Source organism: Paenibacillus sp. FSL H3-0457 (assembly GCF_037981725.1).
GTDB classification, from domain to species: Bacteria; Bacillota; Bacilli; order Paenibacillales; family Paenibacillaceae; genus Paenibacillus; species Paenibacillus amylolyticus.
Window position 1 is genome coordinate 4,301,745 of the sequence record NZ_CP150283.1, and the last position, 16,443, is coordinate 4,318,187.

Annotated in this window: 20 protein-coding genes; 1 reads left to right on the forward strand and 19 read right to left on the reverse strand. The window is 46.6% G+C overall.

The genetic code is table 11. The annotated features are described in order from the left end of the window. Window positions 1-65 precede the first annotated feature (65 nt). Both MHH25_RS18980 and MHH25_RS18985 read right to left on the reverse strand, forming a co-directional pair. Window positions 66-590 (reverse strand): tetratricopeptide repeat protein, encoded by a 525-nt coding sequence (locus MHH25_RS18980; RefSeq protein WP_340017811.1) that lies wholly within the window; start codon window positions 588-590, stop codon window positions 66-68. Between the two features lie 50 nt (window positions 591-640). Beyond that, the gene (locus tag MHH25_RS18985) at window positions 641-970 is read right to left on the reverse strand and encodes a nucleotide pyrophosphohydrolase (RefSeq protein ID WP_017687732.1); all 330 of its coding nucleotides are present in this window, start codon (window positions 968-970) and stop codon (window positions 641-643) included. A gap of 171 nt (window positions 971-1,141) precedes the next feature. On the opposite strand from MHH25_RS18985, the gene MHH25_RS18990 reads away from it, so the two are divergent. Beyond that, window positions 1,142-2,011 carry a YitT family protein gene (locus MHH25_RS18990; RefSeq protein WP_340017812.1) on the forward strand — a complete coding sequence of 290 codons (870 nt, stop codon included), beginning with the start codon at window positions 1,142-1,144 and terminating at the stop codon, window positions 2,009-2,011. Between the two features lie 120 nt (window positions 2,012-2,131). On the opposite strand, the gene MHH25_RS18995 is transcribed toward MHH25_RS18990, so the two are convergent. From MHH25_RS18995 to MHH25_RS19075, 17 genes are all read right to left on the reverse strand, one after another. Then, on the reverse strand, window positions 2,132-3,001 hold the full coding sequence (locus MHH25_RS18995) for a sporulation protein YpjB (protein WP_282320923.1): 870 nt from the start codon (window positions 2,999-3,001) through the stop codon (window positions 2,132-2,134). A gap of 66 nt (window positions 3,002-3,067) precedes the next feature. Continuing rightward, window positions 3,068-3,694, reverse strand: coding sequence for a DUF1405 domain-containing protein (locus MHH25_RS19000; RefSeq protein ID WP_091018277.1), 627 nt, complete (start codon window positions 3,692-3,694; stop codon window positions 3,068-3,070). Between the two features lie 112 nt (window positions 3,695-3,806). After that, the gene (locus MHH25_RS19005) at window positions 3,807-4,691 is read right to left on the reverse strand and encodes a c-type cytochrome (protein ID WP_340017813.1); all 885 of its coding nucleotides are present in this window, start codon (window positions 4,689-4,691) and stop codon (window positions 3,807-3,809) included. Window positions 4,692-4,712: 21 nt separating this feature from the next. Continuing rightward, a complete protein-coding gene (locus tag MHH25_RS19010) occupies window positions 4,713-5,384 on the reverse strand; it encodes a cytochrome b6 (protein ID WP_017687726.1) in 672 nt (223 codons plus the stop codon). Window positions 5,385-5,399: 15 nt separating this feature from the next. After that, entirely contained in the window at window positions 5,400-5,939 is a 540-nt protein-coding gene (locus MHH25_RS19015) for a ubiquinol-cytochrome c reductase iron-sulfur subunit (protein WP_036607648.1), read from the reverse strand. A gap of 192 nt (window positions 5,940-6,131) precedes the next feature. Continuing rightward, the gene (locus MHH25_RS19020; protein ID WP_340017814.1) at window positions 6,132-6,554 is read right to left on the reverse strand and encodes a DUF2487 family protein; all 423 of its coding nucleotides are present in this window, start codon (window positions 6,552-6,554) and stop codon (window positions 6,132-6,134) included. Window positions 6,555-6,707: 153 nt separating this feature from the next. Beyond that, the gene (locus MHH25_RS19025; RefSeq protein WP_017687723.1) at window positions 6,708-6,887 is read right to left on the reverse strand and encodes an IDEAL domain-containing protein; all 180 of its coding nucleotides are present in this window, start codon (window positions 6,885-6,887) and stop codon (window positions 6,708-6,710) included. A gap of 23 nt (window positions 6,888-6,910) precedes the next feature. After that, window positions 6,911-7,417: a gamma carbonic anhydrase family protein gene (locus tag MHH25_RS19030; RefSeq protein WP_340017816.1), complete on the reverse strand. Its 507-nt coding sequence runs from the start codon at window positions 7,415-7,417 to the stop codon at window positions 6,911-6,913. A 44-nt stretch (window positions 7,418-7,461) separates the two neighbouring features. Beyond that, window positions 7,462-8,580: a hypothetical protein gene (locus MHH25_RS19035; RefSeq protein WP_340017817.1), complete on the reverse strand. Its 1,119-nt coding sequence runs from the start codon at window positions 8,578-8,580 to the stop codon at window positions 7,462-7,464. A 234-nt stretch (window positions 8,581-8,814) separates the two neighbouring features. Next, window positions 8,815-9,414 (reverse strand): histidine phosphatase family protein, encoded by a 600-nt coding sequence (locus MHH25_RS19040; protein ID WP_076328398.1) that lies wholly within the window; start codon window positions 9,412-9,414, stop codon window positions 8,815-8,817. 43 nt (window positions 9,415-9,457) lie between these two features. Then, window positions 9,458-10,093, reverse strand: coding sequence for a zf-HC2 domain-containing protein (locus MHH25_RS19045; protein WP_036607660.1), 636 nt, complete (start codon window positions 10,091-10,093; stop codon window positions 9,458-9,460). After that, window positions 10,090-10,683 (reverse strand): sigma-70 family RNA polymerase sigma factor, encoded by a 594-nt coding sequence (locus MHH25_RS19050; protein ID WP_076317436.1) that lies wholly within the window; start codon window positions 10,681-10,683, stop codon window positions 10,090-10,092. Before MHH25_RS19050 ends, MHH25_RS19045 begins: the two co-directional genes overlap by 4 nt. Before the next feature lie 726 nt (window positions 10,684-11,409). After that, window positions 11,410-12,504, reverse strand: a complete 1,095-nt coding sequence (locus MHH25_RS19055; protein WP_076250006.1) for a prephenate dehydrogenase — start codon at window positions 12,502-12,504, stop codon at window positions 11,410-11,412. Between the two features lie 26 nt (window positions 12,505-12,530). Continuing rightward, entirely contained in the window at window positions 12,531-13,631 is a 1,101-nt protein-coding gene (gene hisC / locus MHH25_RS19060) for a histidinol-phosphate transaminase (protein WP_237174708.1), read from the reverse strand. An 86-nt stretch (window positions 13,632-13,717) separates the two neighbouring features. Then, window positions 13,718-14,524, reverse strand: coding sequence for a tryptophan synthase subunit alpha (gene trpA / locus MHH25_RS19065; RefSeq protein WP_076250004.1), 807 nt, complete (start codon window positions 14,522-14,524; stop codon window positions 13,718-13,720). Further along, complete coding sequence (gene trpB, locus MHH25_RS19070) at window positions 14,521-15,720, reverse strand: tryptophan synthase subunit beta (protein ID WP_047843556.1); 1,200 nt, start codon at window positions 15,718-15,720, stop codon at window positions 14,521-14,523. The genes trpA and trpB overlap by 4 nt, the downstream gene beginning before the upstream one ends. Further along, window positions 15,717-16,418 (reverse strand): phosphoribosylanthranilate isomerase, encoded by a 702-nt coding sequence (locus tag MHH25_RS19075; RefSeq protein ID WP_340020524.1) that lies wholly within the window; start codon window positions 16,416-16,418, stop codon window positions 15,717-15,719. Before MHH25_RS19075 ends, trpB begins: the two co-directional genes overlap by 4 nt. Between the last annotated feature and the right edge of the window lie 25 nt (window positions 16,419-16,443).

The following is a 16,443-nucleotide window of genomic DNA, read 5'->3' on the forward strand; positions in this document are numbered from 1 at the left end:
TCACTATGTTGGATCATATCGTAGAATCCATTTCAACTCGAAAGAAATCTTTGCAAAATGAATTCTTATTGAATGGATTTCATACGTTGCTTGATTTCCTGTAACAACTGATGCAGTTGCCCATTCTGCGGATCCAGCAAAATTGCCTCACGCAGCGCCTGAATTGCATAGTTAAATTCATTCAAATCACTGTAAGCCAGCGCAAGCATAACATGAGCTTCCACTGAGAGCGGATCAAGTTTGACCGCTTCTTGCAGAAGCGTAGACGCTTCCACATAGCGCTCCTGTGTTGCAATACCCGCCTGCTCCAACAGCAACTTCGCTCTGGAGGTCAATTGTTTTGCTTCCAACGTCTGCAGATGCAAAATATACTCTTCTGTTCCTGGCGACAATTCAACCGACTTGCGCGCATATTCAAGCGCTGGAACCAGATGTTTGCTGCGGGCGTGTGTAATGGAACAGCGATAATATAACTCCGCATGTTTTGGATGAGCGTGAATGGCTGACTCGAACCAACGAATCGCCTGCTCAAAATCATTTTGCAATATACAGCGGTAAGCCTGCTGCATATATTCTTCCGGTTTCATCATTAAGCTGACCCTCCCCGATCGGGTGATGGTACAGCATATGTAATCTACGCCTAATCGGTGTTTTTGGGAGTCCACCGATTGGCATCGCGGGTGTTAAATTTATGCATGACTTTATCGTGCGCCTCAGCCAGATCAATTCCCAGTGAGTTCGCAAAACAAATCGTGATAAATAAAATATCTCCAAGCTCAAGTTCAATGGAATTGGCTGCTTCGGAAGATTTCTTCGGCTTCTCGCCGAATTCATGATTCACTTCCCTGGCGAGCTCCCCAACCTCTTCAGACATCCGGGCCAACATGGCCAGAGGACTGAAATACCCCTCCTTGAACTGGGAGATATACTGATCAACCTCACGTTGCATTTCTGCGATGCTTTTCTCCATGAGAACGGATTCTCCTTTGAAATGATGTCGTATTTGTTCCTAATAATATCAGTTATTTAGATTCACTTCCACCATCATCAGCGACAAATCATTTTTAAAGAATCAATAAACAGGTATACTAGATGGGAATGATTGCTTCTTCATTCTAATTTATCTACAGCGAGGGATCTTATGAGCACTGCCAAAACCTGGATACAAGTTAAACTGGTTCTTCCCATCGTACTGGGTACAGCCTTATATGCCTTTGGGCTCCTCTATTTCATTATCCCCAACCAGCTTATGGAAGGTGGCCTCACCGGGGTTACGGTGCTGATCAATTACGCTTTTGGCATCTCACCTTCACTTACAACCTTGATTCTGAATGTTCCCCTCTTTCTGATTGGGCTCAAAATTTTGGGCGGCAGACAGATGGTCTATACGGGTATCGGAATCGGGGCACTGACCGTTTTTCTATGGTTGTTTGAGAAGTTGATTCATCTGGGCTGGATTGAACCATTACATACCGAGAATGACCTCCTGCTCGCAGCCCTATATGCAGGTGTCACCCTTGGAGCCGGCCTTGGCATTGTATTCCGTTGGGGCGGAACGACGGGCGGTTCAGACATCATTGCCCGTATTCTCAACCGCAAGTATGGATGGAGCATGGGCCGAGTATTACTGGGCATCGACTTTGTCATTATCGGGCTCTCTCTTATCTACATCCCCAAAGAAAAAATTCTGTATACGCTTGTAGCTGTATTCATCGCCTCTAAAGTCATCGACTTTATTCAGGAAGGTGCATATTCTGCCCGGGCATTTATGATCATTAGTGACCATGCACCTGAGATTGCGGACCAGATCACACGGGATATGGATCGTGGCGTTACTCTCATTCCAGCCATTGGCGCGTACTCTAAACAGGCCAAACACATGGCCTACTGCGTGATCTCCAGGCAAGAGTTCAGGCGACTGCAGACCATTGTACGTTCCATTGACCCGAGAGCTTTTGTCATCATCAGCGATGTTCACGATGTACATGGCGAAGGTTTCAAAGAAAGCTGATATATCACAGAAACTACAAGAAAACCTCTTTTTACATGAAGAGCCGTTAGCGTGGCTACTCATGCGGAAAGAGGTCTTTTTTTATATACCACTATACACCACGATCAAGTTCATGTTCTATTAACGCCGAAAAGGAAAAATCCCCTGCTGCTGCGCACGATATTTACGATATCCGGCGTAACTTAACGTCGCCACAATGACCGAACTAATGAGTAGCCCGGCTGCCCTGCGATCGGGACCCTGTACAAACGGTACAAAGGCACTCTCGTCCTTCTCGCGACCAAACAACTGGTTAACCAGTTCCTCCCCATGGCCAACCATGCTCTTTAACTGAGCCAGATCTGGCTGCTTTGCATTGGTAAGCCCTTTGGTATGAGATAACCAAGCGTCCATCTGAGCAATTTCATACGGTTCACGGCGAATCAGTGCGGCAGGACGAATCGTCTCATAATGCTCCTCCAGAACGGTGTAGCGGTTTGCCAGTACGGCCGCAGTTTGCCCTTGATTTGTAGCAGCGGATAAAGCGTCCAGATCGTTTTTCACGATTTTATAATACTGAAGCCATAAAGGCTTGGTTGGATTCGCGAGACTATCTGCTGCAAGTCTGAGCTTGGCTGAGGACTGCTGAAGAGAAGCATCGTCATTTTTCACCTTCACAACGGCTTGTTTCACTTCAACTATGGTTTCGGACAAGGCGTGTATGCCCTCGACTGTTGTTTGTCCCTCAAAGGAGATATGCTCCAGACTTTTACTGATACGCAGAATGCTTCCTCGCACTTCTTCAATATTATTCTCGAGCGCCTGCCGATACAATATGGCTGCTTCCTCGTTCAGTTGTGCAATTGAATTGCTTGTGGACACTTGCTGATCTGAATTCGAATTTAATGCTTCACTTTGCGCGGATACACGATATGCTAAGTTCGTCCACAGCATTATAGCTATAAACGATACCACCAATAAGCCAGTTTTGATCCCAAACGTTCTCTTCATGGACATCCCTCCCACCACCAATGTATGGCGGGGGACAGTTCATTAGAACAAGCTCAAGATCGGATATCAGGTTCGTTTCGCCTGTCTTAAGGCCAGCCACGCGCACAGAATGCTTACCAGTGTCAGTCCGAATGTGAAATTACGCACACCATCTACATGATCATAGAGGGAAGCGGGTAACCAAGGGTAAATATCATATGTATAATCCATCGTATCGTTCAACAGCGTCCAAAGACCTGCAACGACAAGGGAAGCCCAGCGGAAGCCGAAAAAGCGTACATAAATAAGAGCTTCAATGGCCATCGCACTATGCGAAGCAATCAACATCCAGTCTTGCCAGTGCTGTGTACCGCCTTGCATCCAGCCAGCGAAAATAATGGACACGGCCCACACGCCATATTTCACAGATGTAACCACGGCAAGCGCCTGAATCACATGTCCGATCCGTTTGATAATGATCGACCGTGGTGGGTACAAGACCCATAACAACGCTAAAGTAAAAAACAAACTCGCTGTTGGGCTATCTGGCACAAATACGATCTGCCACACCGGCTGCTCAGCCAGCGTCAATTTCATTTGCTCTCCGTACCAGATGTATCCGTATACCGTTCCTACCGCATTACACCAAAATAATAGCCACAGGAAATAACGATTGGTTAGAAATTCCCTACTCCAGAAATACGATAAAGCCACAATCCCTGCCCCTTCCTTCATCATATATTGTGCACGATACAGTGCTGTCCAAAAAAAACACTTCAAAAAACCTGACCGCATAAACGATCAGGTTTCATTGGTTATTTTGATTTTACTGTTCTGCTTTCTGTTTCGCAAGCCATTCGGTCAGATGAGTAATCTCTTCATCCGTGACGCCTTGAGCAATCGCTTGATTGTACATCGCAGGCATCTCGTTATAACCACCTTTAATAATGGTCAGAATCTCTTCTTGGCTATGCTTGTCACCCACACCCCGAAGTGAAGGTCCACTTGCGCCCTTCATATCAGCCGCATGGCAGCCAATACATCCAGCCTTTTTGTACGTTTCCATTGCAGGATCATCCTGTTCCACGATCGCAACTTCTTCTTGCTGTCCAGGTGCATTGGAAACGGGTGGGAGCCCCTGTTCACGCCTCTCAAGCGCTTCTTCTTCACGTTGAATATGTTCAGGTTTCTGTCCACTTGCTTCCAACTCATGCTCGTAGTGCGTCCACGCTACATTTGTCAGGTAAAATACAGAAATGACCGACAAAATCATCAGTGATGAAGCAATTGGGCGTTTATAGAAACGCCGCTCCTTGCCTGTATCCAGGAATGGTGCCAGCAGCAAAGCTCCAAAAGCGACTCCGCTGACCCCCAGTACCCCGAGCAGAACGTAATCGCCCGATGCGTAAGGATACTTCAAGTACTGATACAGAAAAAGGAAGTACCAGTCCGGCATAGGAATTACGGATGCGCTCGGATTGGCCGGATAGCCCAAAGGTGCAGGTTCTGAGATCGTGAGAACCAGAATTCCCACCAATACAACGACACCAACCATCCATTCTTTCAGCAGGAAGTTGGGGATAAAGGCTTCTGATTTGCCGGGATACGCCGTGTAATCAGGAGGGGTAATAAATCCCGCCCCTTTACGGACCCGTGAATCACCGACAAAGATAACCTTTTCCTCATCATCCTTCTTATGTCCGTGAGCCATTGCGATTCCTCCCTTCTCAGTTTATAGTGGTCCCGAAATGCCCTGTCTGCGGATCATGATAAAGTGTCCGACCAGAAGCACCAGAAGCACAGCGGGGAGGAAGAATACGTGCAGGGCAAAGAATCGGGTTAGTGTCTGTGCACCAACAATCGTACCGCCTTGCAGGAATTCTTTAATAATCGGTCCCAGCCAAGGAACCGTATTGGCAATCTCCAGTGTTACTTTTGTTGCAAAATAGGCTTTGTTATCCCATGGCAACAAGTACCCTGTCAGCCCCAGGCCCAACATGACGAAAAAGATCAGCATGCCAACAACCCAGTTCATTTCACGCGGTGCCTTGTAAGAGCCTGTAAAGAACACACGCATCGTATGTAAGAACATCATTACGATAACCAGACTGGCTCCCCAGTGGTGCATGCCGCGAACAATTTGGCCGAAGGCTACTTTGGTCTGCAGGTACTCCACACTAGCGTAGGCATTGATAATATCAGGTACATAATACATGGTCAGGAACATGCCTGACAGAATCTGAATAACAGTAATAAAGAACGTCAATCCACCAAAGCAGTACACGAATGCGGAAAAGTGATGAGCCGGATTTACATGCTCTGGAACTTCATGATCCGCAACGTCCCGCCAGATTGGCGTGATGTCAAGACGCTCGTCAATCCAGTCATAGACATTTTTAAACATCTGCGTTCACGCCTCCTAATTCACTCGGGTGTTCGGAACAATGTCGCCCAGATATACCCAACCCTGCTCTTCCTTGACTACGTACTCATCCAGCGGTTTGGGGGCTACGGCAAGATTCTTCCCTTCCTTGTCATAGTGCGCGCCATGGCAGGGGCAATGATACTCGTCAGGGTACTGCTTGTCACTATTCCAGCCTACTGTACATCCCAGATGTTTACAGATAGGTGAGAGTGCATAAATTTTACCCTGCTCGTCTTTGCGAATCCACGCCACTAACGATGCATTACTCAGATACCAACCATCTTGTTGTTTAAGTTCAAAGGTGAATTCTTGAGGCTCATTCGTAATTTTGCTGATTTCAGCTACTTTGACAGAGGTGCCTTCTCCCTTATGTTGCAAAATCGGGTCCACCGCAAAACGGACCATAGGAAGGATTGCACCGGCGGCCATGTAGGCTGTAGCTCCACCAAGCGTGTACGTCAAAAACTGCCTGCGTGACATCTCCATGCGGCTTGGCAATTTCAATGAAGCTTCGTGGTCATGCTCACTGCTCATACTGTCTCCAACCCCCTTTTTCAGCCAACTCTCTCAAACGTTTTCATTTTCATAAATTCCACGACTTACTAGAACATACATAATCATATAGTAGCCCTAGAACACCGTCAAGAATTTGTCACACATTTTTAAGGTTCAATTGTAAGCGTTATTAAAAAATTGTTGTAAAATTGTCACATTTGTCGCTAAAAACTATTTTTTCCACAACTCTCGTATCTTTTCCCCTACAAATCTCGCAATCCCTTCTTCTCCGACCTCATGAGTTAAGACGGACCGACTCAAAACCAGATCAGCAGCTGGAATTTCCATGTCATCCAAATGACCATCCGATGACATAATAACCACATATTTGAATCCTGAGGATTTAAGCTGTTCGGACAAGGAATTTAATGTCATTGACAATTCCGAATTAGCATAATGAAAGGCTGGATAAGTCATGATTCTCCCTTTGAAAGGAATTTCGACCAGATCCAAAAAATCTCTCAGCCGCTCCAACGCCTCGGTAGCTTCAACTGGCGACTGCTCACCGCTAAGAGCTGTGTATGGAATAAGGCATGTATCCAGATAGAGTTGCAGTTCAGCCCAGCTGTCTTGAGTCATCTCACTGAATTTCAATTCCCTATATCCCCTCTCTATCCATTTTATTCCCATATTATATATGACTATATCTTATAAATCCAGACATTCATTTTGGAATTACACATATCAAAAAAAGGAAACACGCATCTGCGCATTCCCTTTTATCTCAGAAAGGAACTATTTTGCTAATCAGTTTATGGTCCTCAGTTCATCCGTCAGACTCCGGAAAGCTACTTCGTCTCCGGTAGCTAACGCTTTATCGATTTCCAAATAGAGCTTCTCGCTGCGCTGTTTGCGAAGCGCTTCGTCCCAAACCATCTCAGCTGCCAGCCCCAACATGACTTCATACGTAACTTTCATTTTATCCAATAGGATGCACCTCCAAAACGGATTTAAGAGCTCCTATATTCTTTTCCTTTGGTAACATAACCCAGTGAAGTTCTGGACATCCGCTCCAGATCGGCATCAGTCAGCTCACGTATCACTTTGGCAGGTGTCCCCAAAGCAAGAGTATAGGGCGGAATTTTACTATTCTCAGTAACAACAGAACCGGCTCCAATCAGCGTATATTCGCCAATATCGGCTCCATTCAGCAGAATGGCTCCCATGCCGATTAATGATCCTCTTCCAATACAACAACCATGAATGATCGCTGTATGTCCTACTGAGACATCATCTCCTACAATCAAAGGTTGATCAGTATTGACATGCCCGACAACGTTATCTTGAATATTACAGCGCTTTCCAATGATAATAGGAGCCAAATCAGCCCGAAGGACTGCATTGAACCAAACGGAAGACTCTTCTCCCATTCTCAAATCACCGATCAGTTTTGCACCTTCAGCCATATATACCGAAGGGTGTAACTGAGGTTGTAGACCTTTGTATGGAATTATCATTATTATCACTCCTTAATTTGGGAGTGATTTTAGCAACTTGTCCTTCACTTGTCAAACATAATAGGCGTAATGTCTCCTGAGATGGAGCGACAGGATGCAGCAAGACGTGTGCCCCAGGCTGTCATTTGTATAGTCCTGCCTTCCTCATGTTCCCCAATACGGACCATGCCAAGATGCAACATCATTTTAACAATTCTGTTATCATAAATGGCCTCGGCCGTATCATAGTAAAACGGCTGGATGAACGGACCGATCTGACGAAACAGCGACTCGGCGGTTGACCATTCTTGGGCACATTCGCCTGTCCAATACACAATAGAGGACAGATTGGGAATAGCACCTTTATACAATCTTAACCAAAACCTAAATAGCTGTATCATTTCGGCTGTTTTCTCAGCTCCCAGCTTGTCTTCTCCAGCTGGTGATAACTTCAGCGTGCCTTGCTCCTCACGAACTAGCCGATGGTGAAATGCATAGTCGTAGAGAAGTGCGAAACGATCCGGGTAATCCTTGAAGGAACGGCCATATCCGAATCTCCATCCACCTTTGCCCACCAATTCCTCACTAATGTGCAGATGCTCCATAATCTGCTGTTGAGAGCGACGGTACATCATGCCTTCAGCGTTAAGGGCAATTTCGTGCTGCTGGACAAACTGCAGGAACAACTTGAGATCATCCGCTAAGAGATGATACTCATCCCGATACATGGGTGGTTCCGTTGTTTTGGTAATCCCTGCTCGCAGATGTGCGGATAACACATCCCTGAATCTTAATTTCAGATCCTGGGGTACCTGATACAAATACCTGGTCTGCTGCGTTGTCCCATTGAACAACCATCCACTCTTATTGAAGCGAACGATGAGATCACGTGGACTCGCGCCAGCCTCACTCTCCTTTTTGTCCATCGATTGACGGGCTATGGCAATGAGTTCTTCCATACCATAATACTGGCGAGGATCAAACAACAAGTTGTTCAAAAAGCGCTGATCTGCTTGATTCAGTTGACGTACCTGCTGCTCAAAAAAGGGTCTGCTGCCCAATGTAGTGAGAATACTCTGGATGAGTTCATGTTTGGAATTGGGCTTGCATTCACATTGGTAATAGTCTGCTATTCGATTAAGCTGGCCAATATCGGCAAAAGTAAGCATATCCGCTAGATTCATGGGTCCATCGCCTCGCCCGTTAACTACTTCGACTGCTGATTCGGAGCCTGAAATAGTTTGGTTTTGTAAACATCGTTGACGGAATTCCCATAATCTAAACCTCTTTTTGGAAATCTTTTATGTTTTAAACCATACTATGCCCCGAGTTGGTCAATCAGAAGAAAAATGAGAGGTTTGAAATCATATAAAGTCTTTATTTCCCCATAAAACGCAAAAAAAACAACCCAAGTTGGATTACTCAGGTTGTTTCGCTGTGTCCAAAGACAGATGTCGTGTGCAATTATATAACAGTGGACTCCAGTCATCACGTTCCTTTTCCAGGATCGTCAGTGACAGGTTTCCAATCCGTTCTGTATACCGATCTTTAAACAAAGCTGTTAACAGATTGGCTAAGAAAGCTCCGTGAGTGACAATGAGTACGTTTTGGTCAGAATAGGCCGACCATAGATCTTCCAGAAACGCCAGTGCACGAATCTGGATATCCGCTATCTGCTCCTGTCCCAAGTCCAATGTCTCCCAGGCTTGGCCCCAACGGGCAACCCGTTCTTCTGAAGTCAGACCTTCAATCTGACCAAAAGCCCTTTCTTTCAACCGTGCGTCTGGCTTGAGCAAAGGTACATTCAACAGCTTGGAGATAATCTCCCCTGTTTCCTGTGCCCGCGATAATCCACTTGTGATGATATAGTCCCATTGGTATTCTTCCGTCAGCAGACGTCTTCCCAGGCGCTCTGCCTGTTCACGACCTTCTCCATTCAGAGGAATATCCGTCTGACCCTGTATACGGCCCGCCGCATTCCAGTCTGTAAGACCGTGACGAATAAGCCCGATTCGCACTTACATCCCTCATTTCTCCACACGGCGAACGAAAGGTTATTACCTATGCACTCGCACCTTGTTTGCGTTTATTCGTTGTTCGATGCATACGTCCAAGAGAAAATAACGCCATTCCTATTGCAAGTAAAGAGAGGGCCATCCAATACTGCGGATATGCAGGTCCCATGCTCACAACAAAAGGTTCTATGATACTTCCTCTGTCCGCTCCAGTCATGTTGTACTGATACATGCCAGAGGACGATGGTCCGCTTCCGGCAACCCCTGTCTCCAGGATACCAGTAGTAACAACTTTGGTTTGCTCAGCTTCTGATACGTCTGGCTTAAACATTGCCATATACAGAAAGCTGCATAAAAAAATAGCCAGGAACGCGGCAATCCACAAAGACATATGCTTGCGGATCACAGCAGAGAAACGATTAACCTTTACCTCTTCTGGCAGTAACCATGGAGACTCCGCGTAGATCCGGTCCATAACGTTACGGTTCACTCTCTCTGCTTGTTGTTCTGTCACTGGAACCGGAATGCTGTGCAGCAAGATCTGAGCTTCTTCCCAGACCTCAAACTGCTCGGAGCACTCTTCACAACCAGCGAGATGAGCATGAAATGCAATCCGCTGAGGATGAGTTTCCGGCAAGTCCCAGACCAGTGCAAACAGTTCCTGGGCTTCATTGCAATTCATCGGTTCTTCATCCCTTCATATGGCTCGTACACCGGTTCGAAGAAATAAGGTTCCAATTGAGTTTTTACGCTTGATCTTGCTCTGAATAATAGCGATTTCACAGAACTGACGCTCTGCCCAAGAATATTCGCAATCTCTTGGTAGTCTAGTTGATCATACTCACGGAGTATAATCGCAGAACGCTGCTTCTCCGGCAAATTGTTAATCGCATCCCTAACCAGCATCACCCGCTCGCTGCGTAGTACAGCATACTCCGGTGTATTCTCCGAAGGAGCAACGGGAACAATCCCGCTCTCTTCAAGTGGGACATTTCCGCTACGCTGTTTGCGAAGCTCACTCAGTACCGTATTTCTCGCAATGGTATATAACCATGTTGAGAATGAGGCATCCACCTCACGGAAAGAGTGCAGACTGCGGAACGCCTTATAGAAAGTCTCAGAACAGAGATCTTCCGCAAGCAGCTCCATATTGGAACTTTTCAACATATGATATACGAAAGCCAGTATTTTACGCTGATAACGAGTCATCAGCTCGGAATATAACTCCAGGTTACCTTCCTTGATCTCTCGAATCAACTGGGAATCCGTCATTTGAGTGCGACCCCTCCTCGCCCATCCATGTGCTTCTCCCCGTTCGACTCTATCCATGTATTACCGAACAGGCACAAAAAAGTTGCGGTTCTCACCGCATATAAAAAGCGTTCAGCGCCATAACTGGCCTTCCCGCCAAATTCCCCTATGTAATGGCAATTTCCCCAACGTTTCTACATTAACAGTATTTATTGTACAACGGTCTGCATCATCCTGGCAAATCCATTGGCATCCACAAAACCCGACCTGTCATTCATATGCGGTCATTTTCACGTTCATGACTTCATTTTGAGCCTTTTTGGTAACACTTGCTTATATAGACGGACGATATACTGAAAAGGTTACAAAAATGTGATATTTATTGGATCTAAGGTATCCTAACAGATTAGGGAGGGAGATGTAAATAGAGGATGTAAGTTCAAATGTAACTATTAACATATCAATGCCTTTCCCATAACTTTTTAAGACAAAAAAAAGACCGCTTACATAAGCGGCCATTGCTCACGTGGAGCAATACAGTTATTGGATAGGAGTGGAGAGAAACCATACTGTACCCTTATTATATGTATACGTTTTCATTTTGTCAACACTTTCAGTAAAATTGTTTGAATTAATTATATCTTTCGGTAAATCAGGATAATACATCCTTTTTTTCTGTGACTGAAAATCACATAACAACTCCAATATAACCTCACAAAAAAGAGGGCTTTCGCCCTCTTTCTCGTCTTATATCCACACTTGATAGCCTAAGGAATCCAATAACGTCTTGGCTCGTTCCATATCTTCTTCCTGACGGAAAGACAGACGCATAATGCCCGGCACATCCACCCGGTTTTCGATAATCTCCAAGTTGCTCAAGTTGATGTCATTCGCCCCAAGCTCAGTTGCGATCTTACCGATCATACCCGGTGCATCCTGGACATCAGTATATAGATCAAATAACGGCGAAATCATGCCTTTGCGTCGTTCTGGTAATATACTGCGGAACTCGCGGGCCTGACGGAATGCCTCCTCTATGCCTTCACCGTTCTTATGCTCCAGCATATCCGTAAAGGCCGTCATCTGGCTATTCCAGTCCTTAAGCAAGCCCAGCAGTACATCACGGTTGCTAAGCAAGATATCTCTCCACACAATCGCGTCACTAGACGCAATCCGGGTAATATCCCGGAAACCACCTGCAGCCAGCATTTTATACAGTGGATTCGACTCATTATATTCACGCACCTGATTCACCAACGCAACAGCAATAACATGGGGCAGATGACTAATCGCCCCCACGATGTCATCGTGCAGCAGAGGCTCCACACGCACGATCTGAGCCCGCGTATACGCAAGCAGCTCAGACAACCTGCTGTAGGCTTCCTCAGGTACATGTTCTGAAGGGGTTAAGACATAGTATGCATTCTCAAATAACACGGCTGAGGCCGCATCTACGCCTGCACGCTCCGACCCCGCCATAGGGTGACCACCAATGAAATAAGCGTCAGTCAACCGCACATGCTCGGCACAAGCGGCAATGGAAGCTTTAGTGCTTCCTACGTCCGTGATGATACATCCTTTTTTCAATGGCAGCTTGGAGAGCTTTTCGAAATAGGATTCTAGCAAACCTACGGGAACGCACAAAAAAATAAAGTCGGCATCCTCTACCGCTTCTTCCAGAGAGAGCGTAGCATCATCCACTACACCGCTCGCTATGTACTTGTCCTTCAGTTCATCCAAGTGGGCGTAGCCCATCACGGTTACACCTGGCTTGCCTTTGAAGCAGAGCGACAGTGAACCGCCGATGAGTCCTACACCAATCATTGCAATTTTTAGTTTCATGGGTCCTCACTCTTTCATCGCCAGTATTAAGGGCGTGCTACCGCCTTCTCAGCCAGCGTGTTCTCCAGTGCCGTGACAAATGCACGGTTCTGTTCTGATGTTCCGACGGACACACGAATGTAAGTTGGGTATACGTGGAATCCTGAGCGAACGATAATGCCTTGTTTGAGCAAGGATTGGAACGCATTTGCCGAAGGCATATTCAGGTCAACCATAATGAAATTACCCTGTGAAGGGAAATACGACAATCCGAGCCGTGTAAATTCATTTTGCAGGTAATCCCGATCCGTTGCATTCCGCTTCGAGCACTCTTGAACAAAATCCTGATCCAGTAGTGCAGCTTTTGCCGCAACCTGTCCAAAACGGGAAGTGTTAAACGGTTCACGTACACGGTTAATCAAATCAATAATTTCGGGACGTGCAATACCATATCCGATCCGAAGCGAAGCCAAACCGTAAATTTTGGAGAATGTCCGCAGGATGACCAAGTTCGGATACCGTTCGATCAATGGTATACTTTGCGGGTATGCTTCATCGGTTACGAATTCATAATAAGCTTCGTCCAGTATGACCATCACATGAGCAGGCACACGGTCCATAAAGGCTGTAAGTTCCTGCTCGGAGATAATCGTACCTGTCGGATTATTTGGATTACACACCCATACTGCTTTGGTTTTGTCGTTAATTTGCGCGAGCATCGCGCTCAGATCATGCGTGCCATCTTTGAGAGGCACTTCGATGGACACGGCACCCTCAATATCTGCATTGCTTTTATATACAGAAAATGTCTGATCTGCCATGATGGTCTCGTCACCCGGCAAGAAGAAAGCTCTCGTGATCAAAGCAATAATCTCATCGGAACCACAACCAAATATTAAGTTGTTCCGTTCAACGCCAAGATGCTTGGCAAGAACTCCCGTCAGCTCAACCGAGCTACCATCTGGGTATATGCTTATATTCGTCATTTCTCTCGTAATGGCTTCCAGAGCGGCAGGAGAACTGCCGTACGGGTTTTCGTTGGAGGCCAGCTTGATGACTTGTTCAAGCCCCAGTTCACGTTTCACTTCTTCAATCGGTTTGCCCGGTTGGTACACAGGCAGATTGACAATCTGGGATTTCGGTTTCAACCCGACCGCCTCCTGTTATTGAAATAATGTTAGACACGAATCAGCGTGCACCTTACGTGTCCAAAAGATGTCCTTTCAGGACATCTCTATCCCTTTAATTGTGCCACAAAGTTGCGAATTTGCAACAGTCCCGCTGCACGCGTATCCGGATTTTCAAGCAGAGGAATCGCATCTTCCACCTGACGAACAATGGCACTACCTACAACAACGCCATCGCAGATGCGGGAGAAATGTGCTACCTGCTCATGACTGGAGATACCAAAACCTACAGCTACAGGGAGGTCTGTCAGACTTTTCACCGTCTCAATAAAGCTCTCTACGCCATCAAAGAAAGAAGCTCTCTCTCCGGTTACCCCAAGGGATGATACACAATAGATAAAGCCCCTCGCGCCCGTTACAATCCGCTCAATCCGGGCATTAGATGTAGGTGCAACAAGCGGCACCAGATGCACACCAGCACGATTTGCGCGTTCTCGCATCTCTTCCGCTTCCTCGATCGGCAGGTCCGGAATGATCATGCCACTAATATCGTGTTTGACCAATTCATCAAAGAATACATCCAGGCCTGTCTGCAATACCGGATTATAATAGGTGAACAGTACAAACGGCAGTTTCACACCTGCCTTACGAGCTTTTGCAGCGGTTTCCATCACAGTACGAATAGTAATCTGGCTTTTCAGCGCACGTTCGGAAGCGCGCTGAATGACTGGGCCATCTGCAAGCGGATCGGAATAGGGAACACCCAGTTCCAAAATATCCGCTCCAGCCTGTTCAAGCTCCTTGATGATATCAATCGTTGTGTCCACATCCGGGTCTCCCACGGTTAAGAATGGAATAAGTGCCGTACGATTCTGTTCCTTCAATTGCTGGAAGGTCTGGTCCATCAGATTCATCCCAAGTCACCTCCCGTGTATTTCATGATGGATTCAACATCCTTGTCTCCACGTCCCGACAGACAAATGACTACAATATCATTTGCTGTAAGTTCAGGCGCCAGTTTGACAACTTGGGCTACCGCATGTGCAGACTCCAGAGCAGGAATGATTCCCTCCGTCCGACATAGGAGTTGCAGGGCATCCAGTGCTTCCTGATCCGTGATCGGTACATATTTTGCCCGTTCAATATCCTTGAGATAGGAATGCTCCGGACCAACACCCGGATAATCAAGTCCGGCCGAGATGGAATGCGCTGGCTGAACCTGTCCATACTCATCCTGCAACAGGTAACTCATAGATCCCTGGAATACACCATGCGTACCTTTGGTCATCGTTGCAGCGTGATACTCGGTTTCGACCCCTTTGCCTGCGGCTTCAACACCAACAAGCTTCACATCCTGATCACCGATAAATGGATAGAACATACCAATCGCATTACTTCCTCCACCAACAGCGGCTACAATTACATCCGGCAAACGCCCTTCGATCTCCTGAATCTGACGACGGGTCTCATCACCAATCACACGTTGGAAATTCCGCACCATCATCGGATATGGATGAGGACCAACCACTGATCCGAGCACATAGAACGTATCCTCCACATTGCTGACCCAGTAGCGAAGTGCTTCATTACCAGCATCCTTCAGTGTCCGTGTTCCGGACGTCACCGGAATTACTTCTGCTCCGAGCAGCTTCATCCGAAATACGTTTAACTGCTGACGCTCTGTATCTTCTTCGCCCATAAATACTTTGCATTCCAGTCCAAGCAATGCGGCTACGGTTGCGGTCGCAACGCCATGTTGACCTGCACCCGTTTCGGCAATAACTTTCTTTTTGCCCATCCGTTTGGCAAGCAAACCTTGTCCAATAGCGTTATTAATTTTGTGCGCGCCTGTATGATTGAGATCTTCACGTTTCAGATAAATTTTCGGTCCGCCCAATCGGCGTGACAATTGCTCTGCATGATACAATGGCGTTTCACGTCCAGAATACTCGCTTAGCAGATAGTTCAGTTCCTTGTTAAATTCCTCATCTTCAGAGAAGTGGCTGTATGCCTCCTCCAACTCAATAAGTGCGTTCATTAGTGTCTCAGGTACAAAGCGGCCTCCGAAGTGACCGAAACGCCCGTGTTGATCCGGCAATTGATGTGTCATGCCTGCTTCACCCTTTCTACGAATGCTGTAATTTTGGCAATATCCTTCACACCTTCAGTCTCCACGCCGCTGGATACATCGACGCCGAAAGGTGCATATGTCTGTATTAGTTGTTGTACATTGTCCGGCTGCAAACCTCCTGCAACGAACAGATCAATTTCGCGACTTTTTGCCCATTCAGCATAGGCAGGGATTCGCTCCCAGGCAAACGTTTTCCCGGAGCCCCCTCCATATAGAGGATCATGGGTATCAAGCAATATCGCATCCACGTATTTATCATAAGTATCAAGAGCCCTTATGGCTGCATCATCAGCTTCCGGTCCCGTTTCATCTTTGGGAAGAGAAAAAACTTTGAACACTGCGGCATTCCACCGCTGCTTCACCTGCTGGCAAAATTCCGCAGTCTCCTGTCCATGCAGTTGAATAACATCCAGCTGAGCAATGTCCATAATGTGTTCCAGTTCTTTGAGCGTAGGATTCACAAATACACCCGCAAGCTTCGGCCGATCATAGGTAGACCATTCGAACAACACCGTTCTTAATGCAGCAGCCTGCTCGGGTTCGATTCGGCGGCGTGATTTGGCAAAAACAACACCAATGTAATCCACAGGCAAGTTTATCATCGATTTTAGCACTTCAACGTCCTGAAGTCCACATATTTTTACGGCCGCTGGCAGCGGGTTTCTCAGTTCTGACATACTGTCGCCTGTGCCATCGTGTAAG

Excerpts from the sequence above, each read along its gene's own strand:
- MHH25_RS18980 (WP_340017811.1), bottom strand. The coding sequence starts at position 590 with ATGATGAAACCGGAAGAATATATGCAGCAGGCTTACCGCTGTATATTG.
- MHH25_RS18985 (WP_017687732.1), bottom strand. The coding sequence starts at position 970 with ATGGAGAAAAGCATCGCAGAAATGCAACGTGAGGTTGATCAGTATATC.
- MHH25_RS18990 (WP_340017812.1), top strand. The coding sequence starts at position 1,142 with ATGAGCACTGCCAAAACCTGGATACAAGTTAAACTGGTTCTTCCCATC.
- MHH25_RS18995 (WP_282320923.1), bottom strand. The coding sequence starts at position 3,001 with ATGAAGAGAACGTTTGGGATCAAAACTGGCTTATTGGTGGTATCGTTT.
- MHH25_RS19005 (WP_340017813.1), bottom strand. The coding sequence starts at position 4,691 with ATGGCTCACGGACATAAGAAGGATGATGAGGAAAAGGTTATCTTTGTC.
- MHH25_RS19010 (WP_017687726.1), bottom strand. The coding sequence starts at position 5,384 with ATGTTTAAAAATGTCTATGACTGGATTGACGAGCGTCTTGACATCACG.
- MHH25_RS19015 (WP_036607648.1), bottom strand. The coding sequence starts at position 5,939 with ATGAGCAGTGAGCATGACCACGAAGCTTCATTGAAATTGCCAAGCCGC.
- MHH25_RS19030 (WP_340017816.1), bottom strand. The coding sequence starts at position 7,417 with ATGATAATTCCATACAAAGGTCTACAACCTCAGTTACACCCTTCGGTA.
- MHH25_RS19035 (WP_340017817.1), bottom strand. The coding sequence starts at position 8,580 with ATGAATCTAGCGGATATGCTTACTTTTGCCGATATTGGCCAGCTTAAT.
- MHH25_RS19045 (WP_036607660.1), bottom strand. The coding sequence starts at position 10,093 with ATGAATTGCAATGAAGCCCAGGAACTGTTTGCACTGGTCTGGGACTTG.
- MHH25_RS19050 (WP_076317436.1), bottom strand. The coding sequence starts at position 10,683 with ATGACGGATTCCCAGTTGATTCGAGAGATCAAGGAAGGTAACCTGGAG.
- MHH25_RS19055 (WP_076250006.1), bottom strand. The coding sequence starts at position 12,504 with ATGAAACTAAAAATTGCAATGATTGGTGTAGGACTCATCGGCGGTTCA.
- trpA (WP_076250004.1), bottom strand. The coding sequence starts at position 14,524 with ATGAATCTGATGGACCAGACCTTCCAGCAATTGAAGGAACAGAATCGT.
- trpB (WP_047843556.1), bottom strand. The coding sequence starts at position 15,720 with ATGACACATCAATTGCCGGATCAACACGGGCGTTTCGGTCACTTCGGA.
- MHH25_RS19075 (WP_340020524.1), bottom strand. The coding sequence starts at position 16,418 with ATGTCAGAACTGAGAAACCCGCTGCCAGCGGCCGTAAAAATATGTGGA.